The sequence below is a fragment of the Pseudoalteromonas phenolica genome, assembly GCF_005876835.1.
In the GTDB taxonomy this organism is placed as follows: domain Bacteria; phylum Pseudomonadota; class Gammaproteobacteria; order Enterobacterales; family Alteromonadaceae; genus Pseudoalteromonas; species Pseudoalteromonas phenolica_B.
On the sequence record NZ_PPSW01000025.1, the window covers coordinates 1 to 26,740 of the forward strand.

General features: G+C 38.6%; 28 protein-coding genes, 1 other RNA gene and 2 pseudogenes. 28 read left to right on the plus strand and 3 right to left on the minus strand.

Annotation, left to right across the window (positions count from 1 at the left end):
* Nucleotides 1-17 precede the first annotated feature (17 nt).
* On the minus strand, nt 18-377 hold the full coding sequence (locus C1E24_RS14905) for a hypothetical protein (RefSeq protein ID WP_138482775.1): 360 nt from the start codon (nt 375-377) through the stop codon (nt 18-20).
* 234 nt (nt 378-611) lie between these two features.
* Between C1E24_RS14905 and C1E24_RS14910 the strand changes: the two genes are divergently transcribed.
* From C1E24_RS14910 to C1E24_RS15035, 26 genes and pseudogenes are all read left to right on the plus strand, one after another.
* Nucleotides 612-1,502, plus strand: coding sequence for a hypothetical protein (locus tag C1E24_RS14910; protein ID WP_138482777.1), 891 nt, complete (start codon nt 612-614; stop codon nt 1,500-1,502).
* Between the two features lie 165 nt (nt 1,503-1,667).
* The gene (locus tag C1E24_RS14915) at nt 1,668-1,997 is read left to right on the plus strand and encodes a hypothetical protein (RefSeq protein WP_138482779.1); all 330 of its coding nucleotides are present in this window, start codon (nt 1,668-1,670) and stop codon (nt 1,995-1,997) included.
* A gap of 74 nt (nt 1,998-2,071) precedes the next feature.
* Complete coding sequence (locus tag C1E24_RS14920) at nt 2,072-2,647, plus strand: hypothetical protein (protein WP_138482781.1); 576 nt, start codon at nt 2,072-2,074, stop codon at nt 2,645-2,647.
* 107 nt (nt 2,648-2,754) lie between these two features.
* A complete protein-coding gene (locus C1E24_RS14925; RefSeq protein WP_138482783.1) occupies nt 2,755-3,816 on the plus strand; it encodes a helix-turn-helix transcriptional regulator in 1,062 nt (353 codons plus the stop codon).
* 2 nt (nt 3,817-3,818) lie between these two features.
* Nucleotides 3,819-4,412, plus strand: coding sequence for a hypothetical protein (locus tag C1E24_RS14930; protein WP_138482785.1), 594 nt, complete (start codon nt 3,819-3,821; stop codon nt 4,410-4,412).
* Nucleotides 4,413-4,633: 221 nt separating this feature from the next.
* Nucleotides 4,634-5,296, plus strand: coding sequence for a hypothetical protein (locus C1E24_RS14935; protein ID WP_138482787.1), 663 nt, complete (start codon nt 4,634-4,636; stop codon nt 5,294-5,296).
* On the plus strand, nt 5,293-5,772 hold the full coding sequence (locus C1E24_RS14940; protein ID WP_138482789.1) for a hypothetical protein: 480 nt from the start codon (nt 5,293-5,295) through the stop codon (nt 5,770-5,772). The genes C1E24_RS14935 and C1E24_RS14940 overlap by 4 nt, the downstream gene beginning before the upstream one ends.
* A gap of 2 nt (nt 5,773-5,774) precedes the next feature.
* Nucleotides 5,775-6,518: a hypothetical protein gene (locus C1E24_RS14945; RefSeq protein WP_138482791.1), complete on the plus strand. Its 744-nt coding sequence runs from the start codon at nt 5,775-5,777 to the stop codon at nt 6,516-6,518.
* 376 nt (nt 6,519-6,894) lie between these two features.
* Complete coding sequence (locus tag C1E24_RS20980; RefSeq protein ID WP_171040912.1) at nt 6,895-7,038, plus strand: hypothetical protein; 144 nt, start codon at nt 6,895-6,897, stop codon at nt 7,036-7,038.
* Nucleotides 7,038-7,571: a glycine-rich domain-containing protein gene (locus C1E24_RS14950; protein WP_171040913.1), complete on the plus strand. Its 534-nt coding sequence runs from the start codon at nt 7,038-7,040 to the stop codon at nt 7,569-7,571. The genes C1E24_RS20980 and C1E24_RS14950 overlap by 1 nt, the downstream gene beginning before the upstream one ends.
* A 124-nt stretch (nt 7,572-7,695) precedes the next feature.
* Complete coding sequence (locus C1E24_RS14955; RefSeq protein ID WP_138482793.1) at nt 7,696-9,051, plus strand: Fic family protein; 1,356 nt, start codon at nt 7,696-7,698, stop codon at nt 9,049-9,051.
* A 122-nt stretch (nt 9,052-9,173) separates the two neighbouring features.
* Nucleotides 9,174-9,239 (plus strand): annotated as a pseudogene (locus C1E24_RS21185) (type II toxin-antitoxin system death-on-curing family toxin); the annotation flags it as partial.
* Between the two features lie 479 nt (nt 9,240-9,718).
* On the plus strand, nt 9,719-9,913 hold the full coding sequence (locus C1E24_RS14970) for a hypothetical protein (RefSeq protein WP_138482798.1): 195 nt from the start codon (nt 9,719-9,721) through the stop codon (nt 9,911-9,913).
* A gap of 5 nt (nt 9,914-9,918) precedes the next feature.
* Entirely contained in the window at nt 9,919-10,893 is a 975-nt protein-coding gene (locus C1E24_RS14975; RefSeq protein ID WP_138482800.1) for a WYL domain-containing protein, read from the plus strand.
* 65 nt (nt 10,894-10,958) lie between these two features.
* Nucleotides 10,959-12,023 (plus strand): cell division protein FtsZ, encoded by a 1,065-nt coding sequence (locus C1E24_RS14980; protein ID WP_138482801.1) that lies wholly within the window; start codon nt 10,959-10,961, stop codon nt 12,021-12,023.
* 237 nt (nt 12,024-12,260) lie between these two features.
* Entirely contained in the window at nt 12,261-12,926 is a 666-nt protein-coding gene (locus C1E24_RS14985) for a HEPN domain-containing protein (RefSeq protein ID WP_138482803.1), read from the plus strand.
* A 104-nt stretch (nt 12,927-13,030) separates the two neighbouring features.
* Complete coding sequence (locus tag C1E24_RS14990) at nt 13,031-13,426, plus strand: hypothetical protein (RefSeq protein ID WP_138482805.1); 396 nt, start codon at nt 13,031-13,033, stop codon at nt 13,424-13,426.
* A 55-nt stretch (nt 13,427-13,481) separates the two neighbouring features.
* Entirely contained in the window at nt 13,482-13,886 is a 405-nt protein-coding gene (locus C1E24_RS14995; protein ID WP_138482807.1) for a hypothetical protein, read from the plus strand.
* Nucleotides 13,887-13,913: 27 nt separating this feature from the next.
* Nucleotides 13,914-14,867, plus strand: coding sequence for a restriction endonuclease (locus C1E24_RS15000; RefSeq protein WP_138482809.1), 954 nt, complete (start codon nt 13,914-13,916; stop codon nt 14,865-14,867).
* Between the two features lie 72 nt (nt 14,868-14,939).
* Nucleotides 14,940-15,338 carry a TerB family tellurite resistance protein gene (locus C1E24_RS15005; protein WP_138482811.1) on the plus strand — a complete coding sequence of 133 codons (399 nt, stop codon included), beginning with the start codon at nt 14,940-14,942 and terminating at the stop codon, nt 15,336-15,338.
* Nucleotides 15,335-15,628 carry a YkgJ family cysteine cluster protein gene (locus C1E24_RS21255; protein ID WP_138482813.1) on the plus strand — a complete coding sequence of 98 codons (294 nt, stop codon included), beginning with the start codon at nt 15,335-15,337 and terminating at the stop codon, nt 15,626-15,628. Before C1E24_RS15005 ends, C1E24_RS21255 begins: the two co-directional genes overlap by 4 nt.
* Nucleotides 15,621-16,433, plus strand: a complete 813-nt coding sequence (locus C1E24_RS15015) for a GTPase (RefSeq protein ID WP_138482815.1) — start codon at nt 15,621-15,623, stop codon at nt 16,431-16,433. The genes C1E24_RS21255 and C1E24_RS15015 overlap by 8 nt, the downstream gene beginning before the upstream one ends.
* Before the next feature lie 34 nt (nt 16,434-16,467).
* The gene (locus C1E24_RS15020) at nt 16,468-16,884 is read left to right on the plus strand and encodes a hypothetical protein (protein WP_138482816.1); all 417 of its coding nucleotides are present in this window, start codon (nt 16,468-16,470) and stop codon (nt 16,882-16,884) included.
* Between the two features lie 11 nt (nt 16,885-16,895).
* Complete coding sequence (locus C1E24_RS15025) at nt 16,896-18,608, plus strand: dynamin family protein (protein ID WP_138482818.1); 1,713 nt, start codon at nt 16,896-16,898, stop codon at nt 18,606-18,608.
* A gap of 3 nt (nt 18,609-18,611) precedes the next feature.
* A complete protein-coding gene (locus C1E24_RS15030) occupies nt 18,612-20,150 on the plus strand; it encodes a GTPase (protein ID WP_138482820.1) in 1,539 nt (512 codons plus the stop codon).
* Between the two features lie 231 nt (nt 20,151-20,381).
* A pseudogene (locus C1E24_RS15035) lies at nt 20,382-20,519 on the plus strand (IS481 family transposase); the annotation flags it as partial.
* 360 nt (nt 20,520-20,879) lie between these two features.
* On the opposite strand, the gene C1E24_RS15040 reads toward C1E24_RS15035, so the two are convergent.
* Together C1E24_RS15040 and ssrA are read right to left on the minus strand one after the other, a co-directional pair.
* Complete coding sequence (locus C1E24_RS15040) at nt 20,880-22,076, minus strand: integrase domain-containing protein (protein WP_138482822.1); 1,197 nt, start codon at nt 22,074-22,076, stop codon at nt 20,880-20,882.
* Nucleotides 22,077-22,264: 188 nt separating this feature from the next.
* Nucleotides 22,265-22,621, minus strand: a transfer-messenger RNA (tmRNA) gene (ssrA, locus tag C1E24_RS15045).
* A gap of 276 nt (nt 22,622-22,897) precedes the next feature.
* Here ssrA and C1E24_RS15050 point away from each other — a divergent pair.
* Together C1E24_RS15050 and C1E24_RS15055 are read left to right on the plus strand one after the other, a co-directional pair.
* Nucleotides 22,898-24,388: a DUF3360 family protein gene (locus tag C1E24_RS15050; protein WP_138482823.1), complete on the plus strand. Its 1,491-nt coding sequence runs from the start codon at nt 22,898-22,900 to the stop codon at nt 24,386-24,388.
* 409 nt (nt 24,389-24,797) lie between these two features.
* Nucleotides 24,798-26,429 carry a DUF342 domain-containing protein gene (locus C1E24_RS15055; protein ID WP_138482825.1) on the plus strand — a complete coding sequence of 544 codons (1,632 nt, stop codon included), beginning with the start codon at nt 24,798-24,800 and terminating at the stop codon, nt 26,427-26,429.
* Nucleotides 26,430-26,740: the final 311 nt, after the last annotated feature.

Consider the following 26,740-nt stretch of genomic DNA (forward strand, 5'->3'; position numbering starts at 1 on the left):
TGTTTAATTAAAGCAGTTCAAGGGTACAGTAATATCAATAAATTACTTCTCTCTTTTTCAGCTTCTACTTGTTTCAAAATGCTATGAAATTTTCCCTTCCTGTTATAATTCACATAATCAAAACCGTATTCAGAAAAGTCTAATTTTTCTACTTGCCCATATTTGTTCAAAGAAATAGCATGAAATTTACCAATTTCTATAGAAGAAGCTAGTTCGATAAACTTTCTTGCGAATTCATGGACATCTAACTCGCATATTGTCGCTTTTTCTAGGCTTTTGAGAGCAAGAGTTTCAGCTATTACTATCTCGTAATTAGTTTGTTCAAAATCATCATGTAATGAGTCGAAGAGCTCTCTCATAGACGAACGTTTTAACATTTAATTATCCCTTTATTCATTGAGTTAAATAGTGACAATAATACTTTTTTCAATAATGGCATTAACTGATAGCAGGTTCAAACATTCAGATAGTCTCTAGTGCAAAGTGGGTTTTAATAGAACCCTGATTTACGTTTTTTCTTAATACTAAACCCGACATTAACCTGTCAAAAATAGCAGGTGTTTTTAAAGTTTAATTTGCTATAAGCGGCTCCTCTAATACAGGAGCCGTTTATGTTACTAAAAACTTTAAATAATAAATATGTATATCGCTTTGTCGAAGAATATAGAGAAATTGATTTCGACAACATCCAAGTGTGCGAGTTAGACGTTCAAGCGTTTTCTCGCGCAGTAGCGCAACTTGTGACCTTTGATAATACCAATGGCTTTGAGCTGGTGGTGTTAAATGAGTTTGGGCAATTGCAAAAGATCTCCTTAATTGATATTGCCCATGATTACAGTGGTAAAGGCATGCTTTCTTTGCGTTCACTCTATGAAGCACAGGAAGAAGTTAAGAGCAACTGTCTTGTCATTACTTATTTATTTCCTGAAATTAAAAAGTCTCAGCTTAAAAATGCCACACCTAAATCTCCCTCAGAAAAGAAGCTTAAACTTGTTCAGCAAGATGCACTGGCTGTTGTTGATTTGCTTCAGTATATCTGTGAAGTTGATATGAACGATGAGTTTGAAGAATTGGCAGCTTGGTTAACGTTGAGCAGCTATTTTCACGAGCCTGTGTTGTTTGGTGCGAAAAGAAGAGAGTTAGTTTACCCTGGGCAATATCACCTTCAACTATCAACTCAACTAATAAGCATCTTTAATAAGGCAAGTTGTAAGATTGGAGGCTTATACCAAGGCACGGATTTCTCGAAGCCTTATGCACGTATTTCTGAAAGTAACAACTTTCTCAGAGTTCTCATGGCTGAGCTGCCTACAAATCTCGAAGAGACAATCATAGAGCTGTATTTAGAAGAGCTGAAACTAGAAGAGATCATTGAGCAGCTGCCGCAAAGAGCTGAAACAAGCCTCAGAACACAACACACAACGCAATTTCATTTAAAAAATTTACATAGTTATCAAGTGATGCGGGTTTTGCACCGGTTTTGTGAATTCCCATTTGGTTAACCTTGTTTCAGTTAATCAGTGTAAAACAATCTCATTAGTAATTATAAAGAGGATTTAATTATGGCTGTTCAAAGAAAGTTATCTTTAGAAGAAGAGATGGAGAAATTTGGTGTGACTAAGTAGTGGCAACTTGACTATGCGAAGGCGATACAGGCACTTGATTCGGTGATTAGTGAGGCGTATGAATGTGAAGATGAGTTATCCGAACAAATTTGGAAGCATCATTATCGTGTTTTGATTGAAGAGTTGCATCAAGATTTCGAAGAGATCGACGGACTTTTTTCAGAAGTGCTTGATGAAGAACCCAGAAACGTTCGTGAGGTTATGGAACGAGAAGGCACATTCGAAAAGATAAATTCAGGCTACTACGATTACTATTTAAGTAATCTAGAAATTGATTATGAAGACGATGACTTAAATGAAATCAGTGAGAGTATTGCTTATGGTATTAGGTCTGCGCTGTCGAAACTTTTAACAGCCCATGGATTGCAGTAAATATTACTTTTGAGTACCACTTTTAGCATTTGAGCGCTAAAGTTTTAGTAATCAAGGATTTTCATGAGGTGAGCATGAAAACATTTTTCATAGATGAAGAAAATGTAGGCTTGAAGGTACTCGAAAGCTACAAGCTATTTTGCGATCAAAGAGTATTAGTTTTTACTAAAAACCTGGCAGCCAAAAAGCTCTGTAAGAGATATTTGTTTCACTGTATTGATGACTATACTACTGGCTCAAACCAAGCTGATTTTTACATTGTAGCTTGTTTGAGCCGCTTGTTGAGTCAGATGTCAGATAAGCAAATAGCAAGTCATACATTCATACTTGCCAGTAATGACTGCTCTCTTATCAGTGCTTTTAAACAACAATGTAACCTGTTTAAAGGGCACTTTGTTATTGAGAAAACTAAACCCATTGCAAAAACAAAACCTGTTGATGTGAAGGCGTCAGAGATCGTACTTGATGATCTTGCATATAAGATAATTAGCTATCTTGATACGCCAAGATATTTCGATACTAAATTTCAACAATCCCTCGGCTGCACTCAGTCTGAATTTACGAGAGCTGTCACAAATTTGATTAATCAGAAAAAGATTGAGCGAAGTCCGCTAGCAAAGAGAAAGTGGCAAAAGGTGTTAGTTAACTAGCACCACCCCTTGCTTGAAATCATAAAACTCAATGTTTTTTGTTGAAAGCTCAACTGCAATTTCATATAACTGGTTGTAATTAATAAGGAAGCCACTAAAGGATTGTTATGACAGAAATCGCTGCACTTTACGAAAATGAAGAAGTCGTTACTCAGACAAAAGCTGAAGAGCGCAAGCTACTGATTTTTAAATATCTGCCAGGGCCAACTGACTCGCCAATTTCAACATCAGAAATTCAGCATTTATGCGAAAAAGAATCGGGCTGCTTGGAGTCATCACTACGTACCTTTGAGCGTGATTTAAAGAAGTTGCATGAGCACAGAGAGGTCGAATGTATTGTTTTTCAGCATAAAAAGCATTGGCGCTTAAGCTCTAAAAGGGCAGCATTAAAGCGCACCATGACTGTTTTAGAAGCGCTAAACTTTGTGATTCTAAAGCGCTTTGCTGAGCCTTTATTACCAATGGGTAATTCGGATTATATGCAGGCTATCTTTGAACAATCAGAAGAGGTGTTAAAACAGCATGGTAAGTCATCACTTGCCGCATGGCCTACTAAAATTCATGTTGAAAAAAAGGGCATGCCCCTTGAGGCCCATGAACTGGATGAGCAAGAAAGCGAACCAATCTATAAAGCCTTGTTAGAAGAGAAGCTGTTGGAAATTGAATACTCTCGTGGTATGGAGCGCTGTGATACTAATTTAGTCACTACAGTGCAACCTCTAGGCTTGGTATTTAGAAATCATACTGTTTATTTAGTTGCTCGTTATTTTAATGACCTTGAGAAAGTACGTCTTTTCTCAGTGAATCGTATCAAGGAAGCTAAGTGCCTTGAACAAGGTTTTAAATACCCGAGCAAAAAGGTTTTTGAATTAAAAGACTATGTCGAAGCAGGGCACACTGGCTTTACTTATGGTGAAAAGGTTGAAGAGATTGAGATTATCTTTAGAGACTACGCAAAAGACTTAATCGTACAATATCCATATCATCCAGAAATGACGCTTGAGAGCCTGCCTGATGGCGTTAGAACCAAAGCTAAACTGATATTCAACTATGATTTAGAGAGCTTCATTTTAGGTTTGGGTGAGCATGCTGAGGTGATAAAACCTGAGTGGGTAAGAAAGCGATTGGCTGAACGTCTTAAGCAGGCTGCTTGTTTATATGAGTGCTAAACATGGTTGGTAATCTTCTAGCTAAGAACCGCTCAGAAAGTTGGCGCATTGCGAAAAGCTTTATCGATTATGGTGCTGAAGAATTATCTGAAAAAATTGCTCAGGATGTTTTAAATAGCCTCCACATTAAAAGAGGCTCAGTGCAGTTGCAAAAGCCCATTCAATACAGCTTATTTTGGACTGGACTAAGAGATTACTGCGATAGTCATAAAATAAACCGGCGTGACCTTGATTTTATCAAGCGAGTAAAAACCATTTATTTGGATAAATTCGCAGGCTTAGAGCAGCAAGTTTATGAATTTGCTGCAAACCATAAAGAGCAATCAGTTAATATTCGGCTTGATAAAACAAAGCAAAATTACATCGTTAACGATGTATCAGAGCAGCGCTTTATAAATAACTTGTACTTTACTGAATTCGACTTAGTTATCCAAACGGGTAATTACCTATTAATTGGAGAGTTTAAAGACACACAAACCTTCGGTGCTAACTCTAAACATGTACTAGTCCACCAGCTTATTCGCCAATATGTTTCAGCGAATATATTGTTAGGTTTAGAGGGAAGTGAGCACATTGAAGTAGTCCCATTGAAGTAGTGCCATTTGTTGTTGCTGATAACCCTCAACATGCAAATAAGACCGCTCAAGTGAAGTTGCTAAAGCATTTGGGCTGGTTGGCTAGTGGGAATGTGTTTGATTGGAAGGCGCTAGACAAAAATAAGGTACTGTGCTGATTTATATAAAATTGCTTTAAATTGATATTTTAATATGAGTTTTTGATGCTAAGATTGCAGCAACTATTTTCACAAGGAGTGTAAATGCAGTATCAATATTCCCAAGAACAACCCTCAGTGTCAGATTTCGTTGTATACCCAGACACCAATGAAGCTTGCAACACTAGAACACCTGTACAGCCAGTCTATATTTCAGATAGTGAACTTGCTCTTATAAAATCAGCTCGTAAACGCTTATATTTAGCCAATCCAAAGCAGTTATATGCTTTTAGACATACGCCGATAAGTCTTTTTAGCACATTCATTTATTTTTGCTTGTTTGTTTGTAGTGTGGCTGTGCTGCTTTACTTAGAAATCGCTTTTGAAACTGAATATGTTGTGGGGATTGGTGAAGTTTCAACTACAACGCCATTTTATCATTTGTACCTTCTGACACTTGCTTGTTTGCTATTTTATAAAGTTAAGCAGCTTTTAGCGGAAGTAAGAAAACATAATGCAATTCGATATGGTTTGGCAATGTTAGCTAATTCATTCATGTTTGCTTTCATTAATATTATAAAGTTTTCGTTACTCATGTTGGTGTTTGTTTTGCTTTGGGCCTTTCTTTTCGACAAGTCTTTTGAAGATGTTTTATTTCAAATTTTAGAAGGGCCTAATGCTGATGAGATTGAAGCATTAACCCACATAGTCACATTATTTATTTACGGCTATTCATTCAGGTTTTGTTCAAAGAGGTATGAAGAATGAAACTATTTGCGATGGCCTTTCTGGTATCTTTTTACTCATTCTCTGTCAATGCCAAGATTTCATTGCCAGATACTTGCAATGATTTAACTGAAGCGTCAGAAAAAGCGCTTGTTCTGCTAAATAAAAAAGAGTTTATTGAGCTTGGCGAATGTATTGGTGCATCGCAAATTAAAGCTAGAAGAGTTGATTGGATCCCAGAAGCATGTTCAGAGATTCGAGAAGATGAAAACAGTTATTTGGGTATATTGAGTTTATCAAAAAAAGAAGCGCTTCAAATTGGTATGTGTGTAGGTGTAATAAATGCGGTATTTACACGTTACGATAACGAAAGAGTGATTAGTTACTCTAGCTATAGCAATAGATATCGCAAATATCAGTGTGCCCGAGGTAAGCAAGCTGTTGACATTATGGTTAACTCTTCTTGGGTTGATATGAGCAGGGAAGATGTCAGAGATTTACTTTGCAAGGAGTATTAAATTTGGCTGCTAGAAACAAAGATGATGGTTCTAGGACTATCAGAAGGATAGCATCCGGGTTCATAAACCCTCAGTGCGAACTACCTAAAAAGATACATGATTCTTTAAACAATATCTTTATTAAAGGTAAAACACCTTATGCTGAGAAAGTTCTCAGTGAGAGGGTTAGTGACAGCGGGAAAAAAAGTCTTTATGAGGTTAAAAGAGGAAGTGAAAACGCGATTTATAATGCGTTGTGCCTCTTGTGTATTTCTGAAACTAGGAAAGTAAAAAGTGTCTTTACTGAAAATTACACGCGACAAATAGAGAAGACATGGAGTTACTCTGTAAATGCCTCTGATCTCAGTTCAAGTTATGACCTTCATCTTGCTGCAACGTCTTTTTTTGGAGTAACACAAGCTAATATTTCAGTAATTATTGATACATTGCAAAAGCCAGAATTTGACTTGTTTAAGGAAAAGCTACCATCTCCATTTGCTGAATATGGCGATAGACATGCTCATTTAGAGAGAATACAGCTTTTGTTTGATGTTGATATAGATTGGCGTGAAGTTATAGATATTATTAGCAAGGTAGAAGAGTTAGAAAGTGAAAAACAGTTTGAAAAGGGGTTGGATAAACTGTTTGAGCTCAGACATCAGTCATGTAAAAAGCTTAAACCAATTAAGCAGCTAGAGACTAGGATTAAATCTCAATTAAATGAAAATAAGGAAGCTTTAAACTATTTGAAAAAAATTTTAGTTTAGGCTTTTTTGTGCGGCGCACAAAATCAAAATAGCTCTTAAGTTGAACAGGAGTTATTAAACATGGCCGCACTTAAAAAGTTATTTACTAAATTTCCACCAGCAGTTGCGCAAAGACACTATTCCCAAGCGTGTCTGATCCAAAATCAGCTCTTTGAGTTTTATCATTTCCAATCTATTGGAGGCAAAAAGTTACTTCTAGCGCCAAATCTAATTAGATTCAAATTGGGTAGTTATCGTCTTATTTTTGAATTAAATGATGGTCAGTTTTTGCCATTAGTGCTCATTCACAGAAAAAACTTAACTTCTTTTTTAAAGCGAAGGTGAAGCGTACTTGTTTCACAATTAAAAAACCAACTTTAAATATAAGGAGCTTGTAATGAGCAAAAAAATTAAACCAGTAAACAATCAATCAAACCAGTCTAACCCTAATAAAGGAACCCCAGGTACTAATAGTCAATATGACAAAAATCAAGGGAACCGTGGAAAGCAACTAAACCCAAATCAGAAAGGGGATAAGTAATGGAAACTTTATCTATTAAAAATACAGGCCGTGATATTGCGTTGCAACATTCGAAGACCTTATTGCAGTTAGAGAGAACAGTCGCAAATTTAAACTTTGAAAAGTTAAAGTGGAAGTTAACTAAGTCTTCAGAAAGTACTTGGTCAGTTGAGCTATGTTCGTTAGCTGAGTTGGAATATCGTAAGTTTTTATCTTTGAAAAAGTGGTATCCAAAGCAACCACTAGTACCGAGTAAATTGATTGATAAATTTTGGCATGAACACATTCTGGATACCAAAAGCTATATGAGCGATTGTGATACTGTTTTTGGTTACTATATCCACCATTACCCATATTTCGGCATTTTTGGTGATGATGATCAACAGAACCTGCAGAATACTTTTAACGAGACAGTTAAACTGTATGAAAAGCATTTCGGTAAGTTTCCTACTGAGCAGCTTTATGAAGATCAACGAGGAGCACGTTGTGGTGATGATCATGCTTGCCACGTTCCATCAAGTTGTGCTTGTAGAGTTCCAGGAGCTTGTAAATAAAGTTTAACTGTAAGGCCTTTGATTAAAGGCCTTTTAATTATATGTCTCAATATTCAAATTAATTGAGACATATATTGGTTAATGTCATACACTTATCTCAAATAAAGATAATTTTGAGATAAGTATGATTAAAAGCCCACCAAGTTCATTACATAAAGATCCACTTGCATGGATTGCTGAAAATGAATCGCAAGATTTACAGCAGTACTTTGATCATGCATCGGCTTTAGACACAAAAGGCCGTTATCTTCACTTTGATGAATTGCGATTTAGATTGCCTAAAGGCCTAAACGTTAATGTCATCTGGAGCCTTATCAAGAAAGTCAGGGCTAAGCAGCTCAATGCTGTTTTGCACTTAGATGAGCCTGAGCGGCTTGCGCAATATTACTTTACACCGACTATGCAAAAAGCCATCTCAATGACAGATAGGCACGCTACTAGCGCATCGCTAGAATATATGTGCAGCAAAGTGGGTGAGCAAAAACACTTCGAATATTTATTAAATGATTTAATTGAAGACGAAGCCATCAGTAGTAGCCAGTTAGAGGGGGCTGCAACCACCACCAAAGTTGCAAAAGATTTACTTAAGCGCGCCAGAAAGCCCAGAACAATTGATGAAAAGATGATCATCGGTAACTTTAAGATGATGCAATTTGCTTGGCAAAATCGTCATAAACGCTTATCGATTGAATTGATCCAAGAAATGCATCAAGTTGGTGTCGAAAACATCGATGATGAAAAGTATCACCCAGGTGTTTTTCGCCAAACTGACGATGTAGAAGTTGCAGACTCTGAAGGTAACACGGTTCATACACCGCCACCTGCTGCGAGAATAGATGAGCGACTAGAGCAATTTGTTGAGTGGGTGAATCAAGACAACCAAGATGAAGAAAGTAATCAATTTATGCATCCCTTGATTAAAGCAATTGTGATGCATTTTGTGATTGGCTTTGAACACCCGTTTAGAGACGGAAATGGTCGAGTTGCTAGGTCATTGTTCTATTGGTTCATGTTTAAGAATGATTATGCGGCATTTAGGTATATTGCTATTAGTGTGCTGCTTAAGGCTGCACCAATCCAATATGGAAAGAGTTACTTATATACCGAAAGTGATGAACTCGATTTAACTTACTTTATTGATTATCAATGCAAGATAATCACTCGAGCAATCAGCGAGTTCAAGCTTGCCTACGAAACCAATTTAAAAGAGTCAGAAGCTTTCTCTCGGTGGTTATGGAGCTCTGGTTTATTAAGTAAGCTCAGTGATAAACAAAAAACCATTGTGATGGTTGCTAAAAATGGCAAGTCGCAAAAATTTACTGCTGTGAATGTGAAAGAGAACTTGGGCTGCTCTTACAATACTGCTCGTGATGCGCTGAATGGTTTGGTCGAATTAAACTTATTTGATAAAGCAAAAGAGGGCAAAGAGTGGGTGTTTGCCCTACGACCTCAAAAAGACATTATTCAAAGCTGGGAGTGATTTCTTTAATGGGCCAAAATATTTAATATAAAAAGTATGAATTCGCACCGTCATCTCGCCGTTTTAGAGCTTGTACCGACTGGCCCAAGCTCGATCACCGTTAAGCAACTGCAGCAAAATATGCACATTCAATTGCTGTGGCACATGCATTTTCTGACGCGAATAAAAGAACAGGGTTTATAACTTGTCTCGAATATCTTTCGATTAATGATTTTGAAATTAAAATAGATAATGACATGTTAGCAGATGCGATGGTTGACTTAGTGCTGGGTGAGTTAAGTATTGGTCAATTTGCAGATTTATTGTATTCTTCTTACGTAGCTTCTCAAGAGGTATAAAATGAAAGATTATGGTGTAAAACTAGTGCAAAGACCTTCAATTAAAGTGAAGTCAGATATTGATTTGAGCACGAATGAAGGCAGACAGATTGTTAGATCAGAGACCAATCTGGTTAAGCTTCGCCAAGCAAAAACATTAACAAAGTTGGCATCAATGTAATCTTTTTTTCGGCTGCATATTTGTGGCCGTTTTTTCTATTCTAAAGCAGTTCTTTATATAACTGGCCTTACAGATTCTTCCTTCTTGATCTTAGACAACCCTCTGCTTGACAGCTTTATTACTCATTATTGTTAATCTGAAATCAGAAAAGTGAATCGAGTAATGGCAAATGATTTTGGAAGTTTTGAAAGAGAGTCTTGGTTGCTCTGATAACACCGCTCGTGATGCACTGAATAGTTTGGTTGATTTAAACTTATTTAATAAAGCAAAAGAGGGAAAGAATGGGAGTTTGCCCTACTACCTCAAAAAGACATTATTCAAAGCTGGGAGTGATGTCTTTAATGGACCAAAACAATTAATATAAAAAGTATGAACTCACACCGACATCTTGCCATTTTAGAGCTCATACCGACAGGGCCGAGCTCGATTACTGTAAAGCAGCTGCAGCAAAAGTTACGTTCAAGTGGCTTAGAGCTGAATGAACGTATGTTGCAACGTGACTTACAAGCCCTCTATGAACAAAATTGTTTTGGTCTTGAATTAGATAAGAGAACTAAGCCATTTGCATGGTTTATTAATCCGATTTGGCGAAGTAGTTCAAATATTATGAGTTGTGAGCAGGCTCAGCATTATCTGTTGCTAGAGCAGTTGTTACCCCAATCGCTTCCCGTTGATTTGAAAAATGATATTCGCAGTAAAGCTGAGCATGCGTTGAATAGACTGAATGGTAATAAACCCGACTGGCTCACAGGTGCGCACAATGATTCTGTGACAGTCAAAACAGATAGCAAAGTCATTGAGCAAATAGAGCATGTAATAAAATACAAACGCGCTGTAAGTGCCGAAGTTTGTCGCACTATTTATGATGATGCGTATTGGTTGCAGTTCAATGAATTGAGCTTCTACGATTTGAGAGAAGAAAGCGGTGTTTTAATGGCGAGCTTTATGGTCGGCACACTGCATGATAAGTGCTATCAAATCCCACTTTATCGAGTTCGTAATGTCAAAATACTCCAAAAGCAACGTCGTGAGCCTTCACCTGAACAAATCAGCTCTTTGCGCTTAGCGATCAACAAAGGAAAACGAGAGACTGAAATTAACTTAGTCATTAAAGTACCAGAACAATCGGTTGTGAATTTAGGGTTTATTGAGTTTGGTGAGCTGATAAATAAACAAACTCTTGAAGGAGAAATGTCACTGTTAACTTTCAAAGTGACAGAGACGAGACAACTGTTAGAGCGGCTATTAAAAGCTGCGGACTGGTTAGAAGTCGTGGAGCCAGTTTCACTTCGTCAGCACATAATCAATAAGCTGAAACAAGCACACCTTAATTACTCACTGTAAATCAGCTGCGTCAAATTTTGACGTAGCTGGTTGTTATGATACTTGCTCATAGTAAGGAGCAGTTTATGTTTGATTTAATCGAAAATTCAGGCGGTTTATCAATAGGTGTGTTTGGCGTAGGTGGGTGTGGCTGTAATACGTTGAATCATCTACATGGTGAGCAACAAAACCAGTATGCCAAATTCTATAGCGTTAATACCGATAAAGTTGTGCTTGAGCATACCCAGAGCGATCAATTTGTATTAATTGGTGCTGAGCTAACCCATGGTTATGGTGCAGGGGCAGATCCAGCAATTGGCCTGCTCGCAGCGCAAGAGAGCGAAGCGCAGCTTTTAGAGTTAATCGCAGAGTGCGATATTCTTCTATGTGCTACAGGTCTAGGCGGCGGAACAGGTACCGGTGCGACCCCTTATATTGCTAAACTTGGACGAGAACAGAATAAGCCTGTTATTTGTATTGCGACGTTGCCATTTAGCAGTGAAGGAATGCTCAGAAATAAAATAGCTCAAACAGGTTTAGAAGAATTAAGAACATACGCCAATGCAGTGGTTGCTCTTCCTAACGATCAATTAATTTCAGTGCTTGGCAATGATGTCGGTTTGTTTGATGCGTTCAAGCACAGTAACCAGATTTTGCATTCACTCATTAAATCTATGGTTGATATGCTCTGTTATCAGGGATTAATTAATGTCGATTTAAAAGACTTTGTGCGTGTGATGGATACACAAGGCGATGCTGTATTAGGTGTAGGAAAATGTAATGATGAAAACGACCTTCAAGTAGCGTTAGAGCAAGCGCTATCGAATCCACTAGTGAGTAGTGTAGATATGACATCAAGCTCAGGCGTTATTATTCAAATAAACTGCAAAGATGAAATATCACTTGGTAATTACAATTTAATCACTGACACAGTTCGACAACGAGTCAGTCCCTCAGCTCTTGTGATCTGCGGCGCTTCAAAAATAGAACAACTCGAAATGAACTACGAAATTCTCATCATAGCCACAGGGGCAGAGTGTACAACTCTTGATGAGCCACCAGCTACCCCATCAGAAATAAAGAAAACAGATGAGCTTTTCGATATACCGGCTCTTATTCGAAAACAGGCCCCAGCACCTGTGGGTAAATGAATAATGACGAACCGGTTCTTTAATTAAAGATATCTCTAAGCCACAATCAGATTGTTGTTTGTAAAACACGGATGTTTGCCCAGAACCTCTGAATTGAGATAGTTAGAGTTGGATTGGATTATTAAAAGGTTCACATTAAAGCTTAGTTATTTGATTAACCTCATGAAAAAAGATGGAAAAACCGAGTAAAACAGACTAAGTTAGTAATCGCCTATCTGATAAGTGGCAGGGATATAAATGGAAGTTTCATTACTTAAACATAAAAAACAAGAACTCAAAGAGACCTTTTCAACTAATTTGTCGCTTCGCGTACATCGTGCTTTGAGCTGGCTAGAGCGCTCAGAGCAATGCAGTACCGAAGACATAGATTCTCAGTTCATATTCTTGTGGATTGCGTTTAATTCAGCCTACGCATGCAATGGCGAAACACTTAAACGCACTGAAGCAGAATCTTATACCCAATTCATTGCAAAGCTGGTGGACTTAGACCAAAGTCAGTCAATTTATAAGATTTTATGGCAAACATTCCCTTCAAGTATTCGACTTTTACTTAATAACCAATATGTCTTTCAGCCTTTTTGGGATTTTCACAATGGCAAGATCGAAGAGACAGAATGGCAAAACAAATTCAGCAGAGCAAAAAAAGCGGCCAACGCTGCGCTTGGTAATCAAGATACAGTCGCTTTAGCCGCAAATGTATTAAGTCGTTTATATACCCTCCGTAATCAATTAATGCATGGCGGTGCTACCTATAACAGCAGCGCTAACAGGGCACAGCTCAAAGATGCCGTTAACATTATGAAGCAAGTAGTGCCTGTCATTATCAACGTCATGATGGACAACCCCAATACGCTTTGGGGTGATGCGCATTATCCATACCTTGGTAAGCAGCAAAATAAGTAGCACAGAGCGACGACAAAAGTTGTCGCGGTTACTCGGTTAAGATTTTCATATCGTCAAAAACAAAGAATTAACTCAGATATGAAAAAGATATTCAAGGAATACTCATGTTAGATACACAAGCAAATTCCACCAGCAACAATCAGTCTGAAAATAAAGTAAAGCACTTTCTTGCGAATGCCATAAGCACAAAAATCAATCATTTTGAGCGCTATGGCAAAGGTGCAATTTATGACTTAGGTAAAGGCCAACATGGTTGGGATGAGCTAGTTACAGCGAAAGCGGGTGATCGTATGGCGGTTATAAAACCAACGATGAATATCCCCCTAATTTTCGAAATAACAGAAGTTAAGCTAGACGAAGACTTCATCATTGTTTTTGGTAAACCGGTTGAGCGAGTAGACATGTCGTATCAGACATTCGTACGCAAAAATAACATTACCAATAGCAAGATTGACGAGCACTTCAACATGCGTATCGGCTTTAATGTGGCGAGTTGGTAAGTCGCATCAGGCGTAACCAACTAGCAAGTTTATATAAATTCAAAAGGGCATTTCTATGGAACAAGATATTAAAAGTGCGATTAAGTTATTGGCAAAACATGATTACCGTTCAACAGCCAGAGTGGTGGGTGAATATGTAGAAAAAGTGGTTGCTGAGAAACTAGACGGTGAGTTAGCAAAACATAATCAACCAGGGTTTGATATTCATACAAAAGAATTTGGAAAAATAGAAGTAAAGTCCAGAGCGCATAATTCGAAGTCAAAACGCTGCACTTTAAATCATAAGAAAATGGCTAACTTAGACCACTTTCTTTATGTAGAAGTTGAAAGTGGTGAAATAGCAAAAGCACTCATGTTTGATATTTCCTCGTTGAAAAAATTAGCATCACCAAAAGGTTATGTATACATAGATGAAAGCCGTCATGGTCTAGGTACTTGTATTCTAGAACGTTTGAATTAGATACCGATTTTACTAAGAGGAAATGAGATGCCTGAATTAGCAGAAAACGTTTTATTCATTAAGCTCGGCTCTAGTGGCTGTTTTGAAAAAGAGTGTATTGATGAAGGTAAAATTAAACTCGCTTATGAAGAAGTGCCACACCACTTATGTTTAGAGAATGACTGGGAGCAAGTGAGCGCAGCCATAGCTGAAGTGTATGGCACAAATAAAGGTGCTACTACAAGTCATCGAAATCAAGTGAAGCGCTTTTACACTGAGCCAGATACAACTATGTGGATAACGTTTCATGACTGCAAGTTATATTATTGCCATGCAGATAGTGAGGTTATTTTTGACGAGGTGACACGCACAAAAACACGTCAAACTCTAAAAGGTTGGAAATGTGTCGACTCTCAAAATAAAACGTTATTTACTCAATCTTTAAGCGGTAAATTAACGAAGGTGCAAGGTTTTCGAGGCACGATATGTGAAGTTTACGAAAAAGAGTACTTGCTAAACAAAATCAATAATACACAGCACCCAGTAGTAAAAGCTGTTGAAGACAACTTATCTGATCTTAAAAGCTCTTTAGTAAACCTTATAAAAGAGCTTTCACCGCAAGACTTTGAAATATTTGTAGATCTAATTTTCAGAAGTGCAGGTTGGTCAAGAGTGGGCTCATCTGGCAGCACGATAAAAACTTTAGATATCGAACTCGTAGCGCCGGTAACGAATGAACGCGCGATTGTTCAAGTAAAGTCACAAAGTTCATTAAGCCTATTTGAAGAATATAAAGAGCGTTTAAATATACCAGAATATGAAAAGATTTTTTATGTCACGCACACCCCGGACCAAAAATTACAAGAACATATAGATCATCAAAATAGTGCTGAAACTGATAGTGAAGAAGTTGATCAAATCCAAGTGTGGGATGCAAATAAATTAGCCGAACTGTCGATTAATGCCGGGCTAATTGAGTGGCTGTTAAGTACCGTAGGATAACTAATATATCTATTGGATTATAAATTATATTTATAAAAGTAAACATTATTCTAACTTATCAAAAGGACTACTATGTTTTTAAACCGTTTAACAATAAATGAAAAGCAGGCATTTCTTGTTCTTGCTCATCATGTGGCGCATTCTGACAACGACTTTTCGATGGAAGAGGAAATTTTGATTGCAAAATACTGCATGGAAATGCAAATGGATGATATTGAATATGATGAAGCGAGATTTGATCTTGCTTCTGTGCTCAATACTTTTGAGTGTGATAGCCATCAGAAAATAGCTTTACTTGAGTTAATGGCGCTTATTCATGCGGATGGAAACGTTGCTAAGGAAGAGCAGCAACTATTGAATGACATGGTTGCACATTTTGGGCTTAATCCAAACTTAGTAATTATTTATCGTGAATGGTCTAAGAATATCTTATCTCTATTCACTCAAGGTGAAGCATTGATCCACCTATGAGTTACCCGTGCACACGTTGTGGGCTGTGTTGCCAGAAAATTCAATATGTACCTGAGTTGAAAAACTTTCACAATGGTAATGGTATCTGCTTGTATTTTAAGGCTGATGTTGGCTGCACAATATATCAAGAGCGACCTTTAGTATGCCGAATTGATGAAGGTTATGAGCAGCTTTTTAATAACCAGTTTTCATTAACAGATTATTACCTTAAAAATGCTGAAGTTTGCAATTACATGCAATTGGAAGCCGAACTTCCAAGTCATTATAGAGTTAAATTAAAAGATGGATAAACATAAATTATTGCAGTTCTTACCAACAGATGTGCAGAATATAAATCGTTTGCTGTATTTGAAGAATGATGCAACTAAACCACGTATAGCAGTATTTGGGAAATATAATCACGGCAAAAGTACATTATTAAATGTAATGGTAGGCGAAGAGATTTTCAAAACAGCAGATAAACGCGAAACCATTGAGAACAAGGAGCTTGAGCAAAATCATGTTATTTGGGTTGACACCCCAGGACTTGATGCAGATGTGCATAAACAAGATGACAAAGCGGCCATTAAAGGTGCGTTTGAAATTGCTGATTACTTGTTTCTAGTTCACCAAGTACAAGCGGGCGAGCTCGATAAGTATGAAATGCAAATTTTTCAACAATTAGCTCGTCAGGATAAAAATTACAGCAAGAAGATGTTTTTAGTCTTAACGCAAATTGATCAAAAGTCTGCCGATGAAGTGGCTATTGTTGAGGAGAAGATTCGTCAGCAATTACTGGGGAGTCTCGATTTACGTGATTTACAAATAATTTCTGTGTCAGCACAACGCTATAACCGAGGTCTTAAAGAAGACCGAGTAGTTTTCTGCGAAAAGAGTGGTATTCATGCGCTATTTGATCTTACCGCGACTTTAGTGTCTGAGATTGATGAATTACGTAAGAAAGAAATGAAACGCTTGAAGTCTAAACTATTGCTGGATTTTTCTGCTCAAAAAGAGGCATTGAGTGCGGAGTTAGAAGGGTTAAGTGCTCAGCAGGAAGCTGAACTTAGCAAGTTAAAGCATGACGTAAAAAAATTATCATCATCCTTGGTTTGACCAAGGCAAATAATGTAAATAGTAGGAGTTAATTATGGCTATTCCTTGGTTAATCGGGGCTGCGGTAGTCGGTGCTGTTGCCGCTGTGTTATCTGATGATGACTCAAGTTCAAGTTCAAGTTCTAGCTCAGGGTCTCGAGAATTAGACAGAAAGAGAGAAAGAGCAGAAGAGGAACGCAAAGAAAAATTAGTAAAGGCGAAGCGCGAGCAAGCTGAACGACAGGTTGCGATGCAAAATCGAGCGCACGTCAATCGGTTTATAAATAAATATAGTTTGTTGATTTCAGCAGATTCATTAATCGCGGCATCAAAGAATAGCAATCTAGAAGTTACAGCAATTCAAGCATTTCACACAAGCAAAAAATCTTCTAAACGAGCACGACAAATAGAACAAATTAGTAAGCAGCTAGATGAAATGAACCGACTTGAAAACGATTTAATGAACTTATAAGAGAATGGAAAATGATCAATAACAACTCTTTTCTTAATGCATTAGATAAATTTAATTCAGACTTCAAGTACATATCGGATAAAGAGCAAGACTTAGTTGCAATAAAATCCGCTTTGGTTGCAGAGCTTACCCAAGCAGATGAGTTTAGTAGCAAGCAAATCAATGAGCAGCATCCATTGTTTAAATTGGCGACAAAACTCAAATTTTCTATCAATCAAAGCGTGATAAATTGGGATAAAAAATTAGAAGAAGCGTCTCCAATGCGAGCGCTCAGCGAGCAGTTTGCTGATCGTGTTATTTTACTTGTATTTGGCAAAGTGAATGCTGGTAAAAGCTCTTTTTGTAATTACTTAACGAGTTTATTTTCTCCTGAACAGATTCAACGTTTTTGCTTTGAAGAAGGTAAAGTCAAATATTTTGATGGTGCGTTTGCCGAAGGTGTAACCGAAACTACCGCCCAGATCCAAGGCGTTGAGCTCGGCTCAAACTTGGTGATATTAGATTCACCGGGTCTTCACTCGATAGTGGATGAAAACGGTGAGCTTACTCGTCGCTATACCGACAGTGCGGATGCTATTTTATGGCTTACACCATCAAGTTCGCCAGGACAAGTACAAGAGTTGCAAGATTTAAAGCTTGAACTTGAAAAGAAAAAACCATTACAACCCGTTATCACTAAAAGTGACGTATTGGAAGAGGATTGGTGTGATGAGGCGCAAGACCTTATCCAGAAAGTGGAAAATAAATCAGCTCAAGTTCGCCAATTGCAGCAAGAAGATGTGCATAGCCGAGTGACTGCTCTAGACGGTGTTGATGATTTGAAAGAAGCGGTGTCCGTATCAGTTCATGCTTACAAAACATTTACAGCGACCTCTGAGAACGCATTACAAGAGGCTGGCTTGCAAACGCTGTTTGAACGCCTGGTAGTAATAGTTAACGAAGCTAACCAATATAAGGTGGTAAAAGCTAAGCACCAAATGATTAACTTTTTAGATGGTGAAGTACTGCGTTCATTGAATGACAATATTGTACCGCAAGTGCAAGAGTTGCAGCAACAGCTAGCAAAAACAACGCATAATTTGCGCCAAAGGCAAAATGTGCTGTCGAGCCAGATCCTTGATAACGTGCTGTGCGAAGTGCCTTTAATCGTTGATAAGCACATGAATAACCGCGATAAAGAAGCGATAAGTCGTGAGCTAAACCAGTTAATTGAAGAGCAGATTAGTAATACTCTGACGGAGGAGCTATCTGGCTATGTTAACAATATTCAGCGTGTGTCTGGCGACTTGTCGAGTGGCAGTTTAGGTGAATTTGATGATATCACTATTGATGTTAAACAGATCACGGGTAGGCGTGCGTCGAGTATTGCTTCAAGTGCTGGTGGACTAGGCGGGGCAGCTGCTGGCGCAGCTATTGGCTCAGCGGTGCCTGTAATAGGCACGGTTATTGGTGGTCTTGTTGGTGGTATTCTTGGAGGGTTCGGAGGGAGCCAACTCGGTGAGCGAATCTTTGTTGACGTGACTACCCATAAAGAAACAGTAGGTGTATCACCTGATAAAGTGATTCAATCGACCACAGCTTCAGTACGTAAGCAATTGCCCACATTGGTCGAACGCGTCTTTAGTGATGTACAAACATCATTTATGCCCTTGCAGCAATACGCTGATTCCATAGTAATTGCGGTTGAAAACTGTGCATCAAAAACTCAAGCATTGAAGGTGTAAAAAATGAGAAATCCGTTTATTGAAATAGAACAAAACCTCAACGAATCAAAGTGTTTGGTTGCTCCGAATCATCCAAATAATCAGATTGACAGTGTTTACGTTGAGTTGAAAGAAAAGTTAGATGATAACATACTGCAAATCATGCTTTATGGTGCTTATAACGCAGGCAAAAGCACATTGATCAATGCACTTATTGGTCAAGAAAAAGCAGCCGTCAATGATATTCCGACAACCGACAAGGTTGATTACTATGATTGGAACGGATATCGACTAATAGATACGCCAGGTGTTAACGCTCCCATTGACCATGAAGAGACTACAATTGAGCAGATTAAACGTACTCAAGTGATGTTGTTTGTAATCCGAGAAGGGGATCAAGATTCAAAGGATCTTTATCAGCGATTATTTGAAACGATTAAACTGAATAAGAAAATTTTCATTGTACTTAACCATCAGCTAACTAACGATTCTGATAAAGTAACTGCTTATCAGAAGATCATTCAGATTCTTTGTCATAAAGCGTCTGAATATGGTGTGAGTAATGAAAGCATTCAGGAAATTAAAGTATTACCAATGAATGTGCAAACTGCATTGAAAGGGCGCTTAAAAGACAATCACCTCCAGTTGCTCGAACGCTCTGGTTACGTTGAGTTCATTGATGTGTTTATTGATTGGCTAAAATCAACAGACAACCAAGACAATCAACTATCAGCAATTAAAAGTGCAGTTAATGAGCTTTGGTATCAGCCAGCGGTTAACCAACTATCCACGAAGGACACCTCAGAACATAATGAGCTATTAACGCGTTGCCGAGAAGATAAGCAAATGCTTGTAAGTCATCAACGATCGTTAGTAATTGAAGCGAGAAATATGATCAGTCATGAATTGATGTTGATGAAATCTGATATCAGTGGCTGCATACAGAGTACACATGATCAAGCGCAACTTGATAGCCAGTTGCAACGTTTAATTGACCCGATTGGAGTCAAGCTAGAAGCTTGGATTAACGATAGTTTGGGTGAAGTTAATGGCTTACTAAACGTTGAGGTTTCTCACCGCTTACAACAAAGCTTGAGCTCAAATAATTCTGAGTATTTAGACAAGGCGATTAAAGGGCTTGGAAATATGGGCACCGCCGATAATATCAAGGGCTTACTACTTCAAGGCCGTAAGTTAAAGATCCCAGGTTTAAAAGGACGATGGGAGAAAACGTTGGGTAAATGGGCTGGTAAAGGCGCAATCGCTGTTCAGATACTTACCGCACTATGGGATGTGTATAGCGAAGGAAAGGCTCAAGATCAGCAAAACGCTCAAGAGCGTGAAGTGGCTGTTAGTTTATATCAGGCAGTTGATGAGATTTGCTCAGTTGTTAAACGTGAGTACGGTAATATTTCTGAGCAGCTGATTACTGAGATCCTTAATGCTCAAATTCGAGCACTTGATGATGAAATTGTAAAAATTGCAGAGGAAGAGAATCAAATTCAGCAAGATTTACAAAAAGTTCTGAACCTTCAGAGTCAACTCAATGCTATTGGTTACTAGTGCTAGATAAGAAGGACTCTACCTAAATAGTACTTCAAAACCTCCAGGAACACTGCCCCCAGAGCTCTACCTCATTTTGGTTGAAAGTGTAACGTAATGAGATTGAGCTGAGGATAATGCTTCGGGTAACTAAACGACTGAATAAACATGCTAGCTTCTGCCAATCAGCTTAGGTTGATTGGCACAAACATTGAAAATGTCTATGCTATTTTGTGAAAACTATGAAGCTATTTGCAAATGCTACGAATTCTGACTGACTGAGGTATTGAGTATTACGGTAACGTTGTGAATTATGGCTACCAACTTTATCACGCGATTAACAATATAGACCATACGAAAACTAAAGAAATGTCGCCTCAAACCAATGGTTCTGTGAGCTAGTACACATTAGTAAACCTTCTTAACATTCGATAGGTTTCCTTAGCTTTGGAATTTAACAAAATACAGCGAGTTGTGCATTATTCACACTTGCTGTTTTTTATAAGGAGTATTTATGCCAATACCACCTAAGCCTGTTTTTCTGAATTGTAATAAATGTAAATTTAAAAAAATAGTTGCCCCTAGAAGTGATTTTGTACCTAAAATTTATTCATCTTCAAGTTGTCCGAACTGTGGTTCACGACTAAAAAGAATATATCTACCAAATTTTGTTAGGAATATAACAAAAATGTTTAACTAAGAGGCACTATAATTAGTTCTGTCAAACAGCCAGAGTTAAATATGTTGGTTTTATTTTTCAGTCTTTTCTATATACTCACTCCACCATTGCATCATTTCTCTTCTGCGTTCGATGTATTCAGCTCGATTGTATGCATTTCTTACCTGGTCCTTGCCTACGTGGGCGAGGGCAGTTTCAATTAACTCAGGATCAAAACCTTGCTCGTTTAGTGCGGTACTAGCTATAGAGCGAAGGCCATGACTGACTAGTTTGTTAGCATAGCCCATGCGTTTTAATGCCATGTTTGCGGTTTGGCTATTGGTATGTGTTTTAGGATCTCTATCTGCTGGGAAGACATAAGGCCTGTGCCCACTAATTGGCTTTATGGTTTCCAGAAGATTTAAGGCTTGTTTGCTTAATGGAATAGTGTGAGCTTTTCTTTTTTTCATTCTTTCAGCAGGAATGACCCATAAGCCTTTTTCGAAATCGATTTCATCCCAACGAGTACCGGCTGCTTCACTTGGCCTTGTCATCGTATGCAATTGCCATTTAATCAAAAGGCGTGTGACTTTTCTTATTTGGGCTTCAGATATGTCACGCAGTAATGCAGGGAGCTCCTCTGGTGAGATAGTATTCATATGCTTTTTTTCAGGTTTTTTAAAACCAGCTCGAATCCCAGCTAAGGGGTTTGAGTCAGCAAGACCTGTGTTAACTGCATAAGTCATGACTTCATTCAGCCTTTGGCATACACGCTTTACCGTTTCTAAACTGCCTTTTTGCTCTAGCGGCCTTAGTGTATCAATAATGTTTATCGTTCGTATTTCTTTAATAGGATCGTCCGCATGCTTTGGGAATATGTGTAGTTCTAAAGAGCGCCAGATATCTTCTGCATAATCGGGAGTCACGCTGTCTTTCTTGATCTTGAACCATTCTGCAGCAACAGCCTTTAAAGTAGATAAGGCTTCTTGTTTTTGTGTGTGCTGTTTTGATTGTCTATCTTCTTTAGGATCTATCCCTTGAGATACAAGTGTGCGTGCGTTTTCTGCCAACTTGCGTGCATCGGTAAGTGAGATGCCTGGAAATTGACCAAGTGAAATGTTCACGCGCTTTTTGGTCATAGGATGGCGATAATTGAAGTTCCACTGCTTGGTGCCACTTTTTCTGACTCTAAGTTGAAGGCCATTACCGTCAAATAGTGTTAAGTCTTTGTCATCCGTTTTTGCATTCTTAACTTCGGTCTGTGTAAGTGGTTTTGTGATCTTAGGCATTTTGGCACTCCATCTATTAAATCGTTGCACTCCTAGAGTATTGCACACCTATCTAGGAGTGCAACCAGGAGTGCTATAACACAAAGATGTGGTGAGATGCGTTGATACAGCATAAGAAGAGAATGGTATGTAAGTGCCTAATTTTAGGCATAAAAAAAGACATCCTGAGATGTCTTGATTTATACGTTTGGTGGAGCTGGGGGGATTTGAACCCCCGTCCAGAAAGCGTCGACCTTCGGTCCTACATGTTTAGTATCGTCTATTGGTTAACCTTTAAGTCTCGGACGAACACGATAAATAAAGGCGAGGCCGCTTAGTTTTAGCCCTTCAACCCCGGCCAGGGTTTCCGTAGCGATCTTGTGTGGGGTGACACTCCAGAACCAGAACCACAAGCATTTCTTGGAGGAGTGCTAGCGGGCTATTATGCCGCTAGAGCGTAGTTATCGTCGTTTGCGATTACTTTAAATGCGGCTTTTTTACGAGGCCAACCGCCCCTCGACATGCACCTCAGGCTTCATGAATCCTGTCGAATCCTAATCAGCCCCTGAATTTGTATTCAGAGTCACAACGTGACTTAGTGGTTACATTCTAACGCCTATATATGTGCTTCGCAATCATTAATCACTTTAAAAGTCATCATTAATTAATGAGTTGGCTGATATTTGTGCGGGTTGTGTGTTAGTTGAGCTATTCGTAGCTGTGAAGAGTCGAACTTATTAATTTATAGGATGAAATACTCGACTTATTGCTAAGCTCTTTTCAAATTTGGTTGATTTATTCTTGCGTCATCAAATAACAAAACATCCGAAGTAGGAGATGTGATGACAACACCCAATCTAGATAACCGTGGCGAGTCAGGCCAACAAGACAGTTATCAAAATTTACACCGTGCAAGTTCTGAATTTAAAACGCGAGATGAATATTTAGAACATGAATTGCAAATCATGCAGCCAAAACGCTGGCGTCCAAACCTGCCTTTTAAAGACTACCGATTTGAACTAGAAGACACTATTCCAGCTATGGCGGGGACCATAGGTAAAATTGTGATGGTGGGGGCAATTGCCGCAACATTTGCCGCACCTTTAGGGCTAGGCGAAGGCTTTATTCTTGAAAATGTGCGCTATGAATTGTTAATCGTTGCTCTATTTATTTTATTGTTTTCTGGTTTTCTATTACCAACTGCGAACTTAGCTGGTACCCATGGGCCTTTAATTCCACTTATTCCTATTGTGGTTGCGGCGGGTGGTCACCCTATGGCATTTGGTTTGCTCATAGGGGCATTTGGTTTAATGCTCGCAATAAGCAAAGGCGGGAGTGTTTTGGCTGGGCTTACCAGTCGAGGAGTCTGTGGTGGTTTGCTTTTGTACCTTGGGTTTATTGGCACAATTTCGCAAGTAAAGAAGTTGTTTGCGTGGGCTGAAGGCATTGATATGTCTCATCTCGCCTTCATTATTATCTTGAGTACAATCGTTTTATATGCGTTATTAGAGCACTTTAAAAAGCGTTGGTTGGCAGTGCCATTAAGCTGTTTACTTGGCGGTGGTGTTGCTTTTGCTCTAGGTGCGCCATTTGAGTTTAAAACAGGCCCTGGCTTACCAAACATGAACCCTATGTATTGGTGGGGTGAAAATACGGGATGGATGCTAGGGCTACCAACACTTGAAAGCTTTATTGTTGTCCTGCCTTTTGCCATTTTAGCCGTGGCTATGTGGTCGCCTGATTTCTTAGGTCATCAAGTTTTTCAAAAAATCAGTTATCCAGCACGTACTGAAAAAGTACAAATGAACATTGACGATACGATGACGAGTGCGTCTATACGCCAGACGTTCGGCTCTATTTTAGGTGGTGCTAACTTCACCTCATCTTGGGGGACTTACATTGTGCCAGCAGCTATAGCGAAACGTCCAATTCCTGCTGGTGCGATTTTAACGGCATTGTTTTGTGTCATTGCTAGTATCTGGGGTTACCCAATGGATTTAGCCATTTGGCAGCCAGTATTGTGTGTTGCGTTGATTGTTGGGGTGTTTATTCCTTTGCTTGAAGCCGGTATGGAAATGACACGGGAAGGTAAAACAACTCAGTCAGCAGCCATTGTTGTTTTCTCATCTGCGTTAGTTAACCCAGCGTTTGGCTGGTCTTTAACTATGCTTTTAGATAATTTAGGTTTAATTGGTTGTAAGGAGCGAAGTAAAGAGCTGAGCTCAATGAACCGCTGGATCATTCCACTTATTATGTTTGTAGTGTTAACTGGTGTCATGGCGCTCGTTGGTTTGTTACCAGGGTTGCCTGCAATTATGCCAAGTTTCAGATAAATCAAATGGGCAGAGCGTAATAAGCTCTGCCTATTATTTCTTTCCTTCCTGTACTAACTGTCATACTCAACTGTTAACCTATCTTTTTAGTATTTACTACGCGAAATTTTGCCTGTAATGTACTATTTTAGTTTCCGATTTGGATACATCTGTAAAATAATGCTTTATTCTTATTTTTATGTTTTTACTTAAAGCACATGTTTTTCTTGTCGATAAGTTAATGTAACTAATAGAAATATTTTAATAGAGTGTTTAAGATTTCAAATGCTCGAAAACTCGCCATTTACAATTCTTTAAGCTTTGTAACTTGATTGATCAAAATCAACTTAACAATACCTTAAGGTTGTGGTGAAATGGCTTGGTCGTGTTTTAGTCAATAAAAATAATAAATCATAGTGTGGAAAGACTTATGTCATTGTTTCGTTTTGATGAGGGTGATGGATATGTGTACTTGTTGTCACACCCTATCGAGTCAGGGTTCCCAGCTAGTGCTTCTCAGCTCTTGGAGTTGTTAGAGCAATCTAGTTATGCTGATTTTGAAGTTATACATGCCAATATAGGTAAGTTATTTTCTTCGGGCGATGATTATGTGAAAGATTCATTAGTCGTTGCTAAAGCGATTGATGCGTCAATTATGATCAAAGTTGATGAATCCAACATGATGGCTAATGCACAAGTTACTACTGCTTGCGGTGGAAAAATCGTATCTCTAGAAGATGCGAAAGCGGCACTTCAAAAAGCCGGTGTTGTGAAAGGTGTAAATCGAGATGCACTTGAACAATGTCTAGGGCAGCAATTCGAACAAGCACCAGGTTCGCAATATAGTGCCATTGTAGCTCACGGACAGCGTGCGAAGGATGGCACTGACGCGAGATTTGTACGATTATGTATGACCGCACAAGATAGAATCTTAAGTCCTCAAGAAAAAGACGGTGGCAAGGTAGATATGCGCGATTTAGGCGCAATAATCACTGTTAAGCCTGGCAGTCCTCTAATGAAGCGTATTCCCGCAACAGAAGGTTCACAGGGTTACTCGGTTTTCGGTGACGTCATAGAGGCTAAACCAGGTAAAAATTTTGCGATTGAAGTACTTGAAGGCACCAAAATATCTGACAAAGACCCAAATTTATTAATAGCAGATGCGAAAGGCGTACCCGTAGCGCTCCCAAGAGGTATGCGTGTTGATGACGTATTGTGCTACAACGATGTTGATGTCAGCACAGGCCATATAGAGTTTGATGGTTCTGTGATCATCAGTGGCGACGTAAAAGATGGTATGAAAGTGAAAGCGACTGGCGATATTACCGTACTTGGTTTTGTTGAGTCTGCTGACCTACAAAGCGAAAATGCCATCACTATTGTGCAAGGTGCGATAGGTCGTAAAGTCACAGAAGAACATGATTTTTCATGCTTTGTTCGTGCAAAAAGGAGTATTTCAATTGGTTATGCGCAATATGTTCATATTGAAACACAACAAGATTTACTGATTGAAAAGCAAGCATTGCATTGTAATTTATCCTCTAGAAGACTTATCCGAGTAGGTAAGGGCGACACCCCCAGAGGTAAGTTAATTGGCGGTAAGGTTTTAAATGCATTGCGTATTGAGACTGGTGAATTAGGCGCGCCTTCTGGTACCAAAACACATATTGCCATTGCACAGTCTTTTCATGAACTAAAAGATAAACAAACCGAATTTAAGTTATTTGAAAAGCGCTTGTCTGAAAAAGCAATTGCGTTAAATAAAGCCAAAGCTAAAGCGGCAAAAGCCCCTGAAACCCCTCAAAAAACAGCTTATTTAAATAAACTTTTGGCTAACGAGAAGCAGTTAAATGCACACTACCAACGAAATCAACGCAACTTAAAGCTCGTTCAGCAAAAGCTTAAGCGCTTATTGATGAGTAGTCGTGTAAAGGTTAATGATTTAATGCACCCTGGCATTGAGGTAACAATAGCCAGAGACTCTAAGCAATTTACGCGAATTTACCCACCTCATTTAGTCAAATTAGACGAAGGCAAGATCACCCAGCAGTTTTTGTCTTAAAATTTTAAATTAAATTTCATTTATCAATTAAAGGCTCCTGTGTTTCGGAGCCTTTACATTTTTTGTTTCTAGAAATTATTTCATCTTTAAAACTTAATATAAATCAATGCTCTGAAGTTTTTCGTAATCCTTTCCTCAAAAAAGTGTGCAGCTTTTTCTCACACAACTGAAATTTGTTCATTTATGAATCTTTGACTAAATTGAAGGTTAAGTGTTGACACCGGTGTCAGCTTTGTGGCTCAATAATATGACACCGGTGTCAGGTTGAGGTGAGAGACAACCTGATAGCGTACCTTTGAACGGGTAAATCT

Excerpts from the sequence above, each read along its gene's own strand:
- C1E24_RS14975 (WP_138482800.1), top strand. The coding sequence starts at position 9,919 with ATGAACTCACACCGACATCTTGCCATTTTAGAGCTCATACCGACAGGG.
- C1E24_RS15030 (WP_138482820.1), top strand. The coding sequence starts at position 18,612 with ATGAGAAATCCGTTTATTGAAATAGAACAAAACCTCAACGAATCAAAG.
- C1E24_RS15005 (WP_138482811.1), top strand. The coding sequence starts at position 14,940 with ATGTTTTTAAACCGTTTAACAATAAATGAAAAGCAGGCATTTCTTGTT.
- C1E24_RS14925 (WP_138482783.1), top strand. The coding sequence starts at position 2,755 with ATGACAGAAATCGCTGCACTTTACGAAAATGAAGAAGTCGTTACTCAG.
- C1E24_RS14970 (WP_138482798.1), top strand. The coding sequence starts at position 9,719 with ATGATTTTGGAAGTTTTGAAAGAGAGTCTTGGTTGCTCTGATAACACC.
- C1E24_RS14935 (WP_138482787.1), top strand. The coding sequence starts at position 4,634 with ATGCAGTATCAATATTCCCAAGAACAACCCTCAGTGTCAGATTTCGTT.
- C1E24_RS14905 (WP_138482775.1), bottom strand. The coding sequence starts at position 377 with ATGTTAAAACGTTCGTCTATGAGAGAGCTCTTCGACTCATTACATGAT.
- C1E24_RS14950 (WP_171040913.1), top strand. The coding sequence starts at position 7,038 with ATGGAAACTTTATCTATTAAAAATACAGGCCGTGATATTGCGTTGCAA.
- C1E24_RS15055 (WP_138482825.1), top strand. The coding sequence starts at position 24,798 with ATGTCATTGTTTCGTTTTGATGAGGGTGATGGATATGTGTACTTGTTG.
- C1E24_RS15050 (WP_138482823.1), top strand. The coding sequence starts at position 22,898 with ATGACAACACCCAATCTAGATAACCGTGGCGAGTCAGGCCAACAAGAC.
- C1E24_RS14940 (WP_138482789.1), top strand. The coding sequence starts at position 5,293 with ATGAAACTATTTGCGATGGCCTTTCTGGTATCTTTTTACTCATTCTCT.
- C1E24_RS21255 (WP_138482813.1), top strand. The coding sequence starts at position 15,335 with ATGAGTTACCCGTGCACACGTTGTGGGCTGTGTTGCCAGAAAATTCAA.
- C1E24_RS14920 (WP_138482781.1), top strand. The coding sequence starts at position 2,072 with ATGAAAACATTTTTCATAGATGAAGAAAATGTAGGCTTGAAGGTACTC.
- C1E24_RS14985 (WP_138482803.1), top strand. The coding sequence starts at position 12,261 with ATGGAAGTTTCATTACTTAAACATAAAAAACAAGAACTCAAAGAGACC.
- C1E24_RS14910 (WP_138482777.1), top strand. The coding sequence starts at position 612 with ATGTTACTAAAAACTTTAAATAATAAATATGTATATCGCTTTGTCGAA.
- C1E24_RS15020 (WP_138482816.1), top strand. The coding sequence starts at position 16,468 with ATGGCTATTCCTTGGTTAATCGGGGCTGCGGTAGTCGGTGCTGTTGCC.
- C1E24_RS14955 (WP_138482793.1), top strand. The coding sequence starts at position 7,696 with ATGATTAAAAGCCCACCAAGTTCATTACATAAAGATCCACTTGCATGG.
- C1E24_RS14990 (WP_138482805.1), top strand. The coding sequence starts at position 13,031 with ATGTTAGATACACAAGCAAATTCCACCAGCAACAATCAGTCTGAAAAT.
- C1E24_RS15040 (WP_138482822.1), bottom strand. The coding sequence starts at position 22,076 with ATGCCTAAGATCACAAAACCACTTACACAGACCGAAGTTAAGAATGCA.
- C1E24_RS20980 (WP_171040912.1), top strand. The coding sequence starts at position 6,895 with ATGAGCAAAAAAATTAAACCAGTAAACAATCAATCAAACCAGTCTAAC.
- C1E24_RS15000 (WP_138482809.1), top strand. The coding sequence starts at position 13,914 with ATGCCTGAATTAGCAGAAAACGTTTTATTCATTAAGCTCGGCTCTAGT.
- C1E24_RS14980 (WP_138482801.1), top strand. The coding sequence starts at position 10,959 with ATGTTTGATTTAATCGAAAATTCAGGCGGTTTATCAATAGGTGTGTTT.
- C1E24_RS14930 (WP_138482785.1), top strand. The coding sequence starts at position 3,819 with ATGGTTGGTAATCTTCTAGCTAAGAACCGCTCAGAAAGTTGGCGCATT.
- C1E24_RS14995 (WP_138482807.1), top strand. The coding sequence starts at position 13,482 with ATGGAACAAGATATTAAAAGTGCGATTAAGTTATTGGCAAAACATGAT.
- C1E24_RS15025 (WP_138482818.1), top strand. The coding sequence starts at position 16,896 with ATGATCAATAACAACTCTTTTCTTAATGCATTAGATAAATTTAATTCA.
- C1E24_RS15015 (WP_138482815.1), top strand. The coding sequence starts at position 15,621 with ATGGATAAACATAAATTATTGCAGTTCTTACCAACAGATGTGCAGAAT.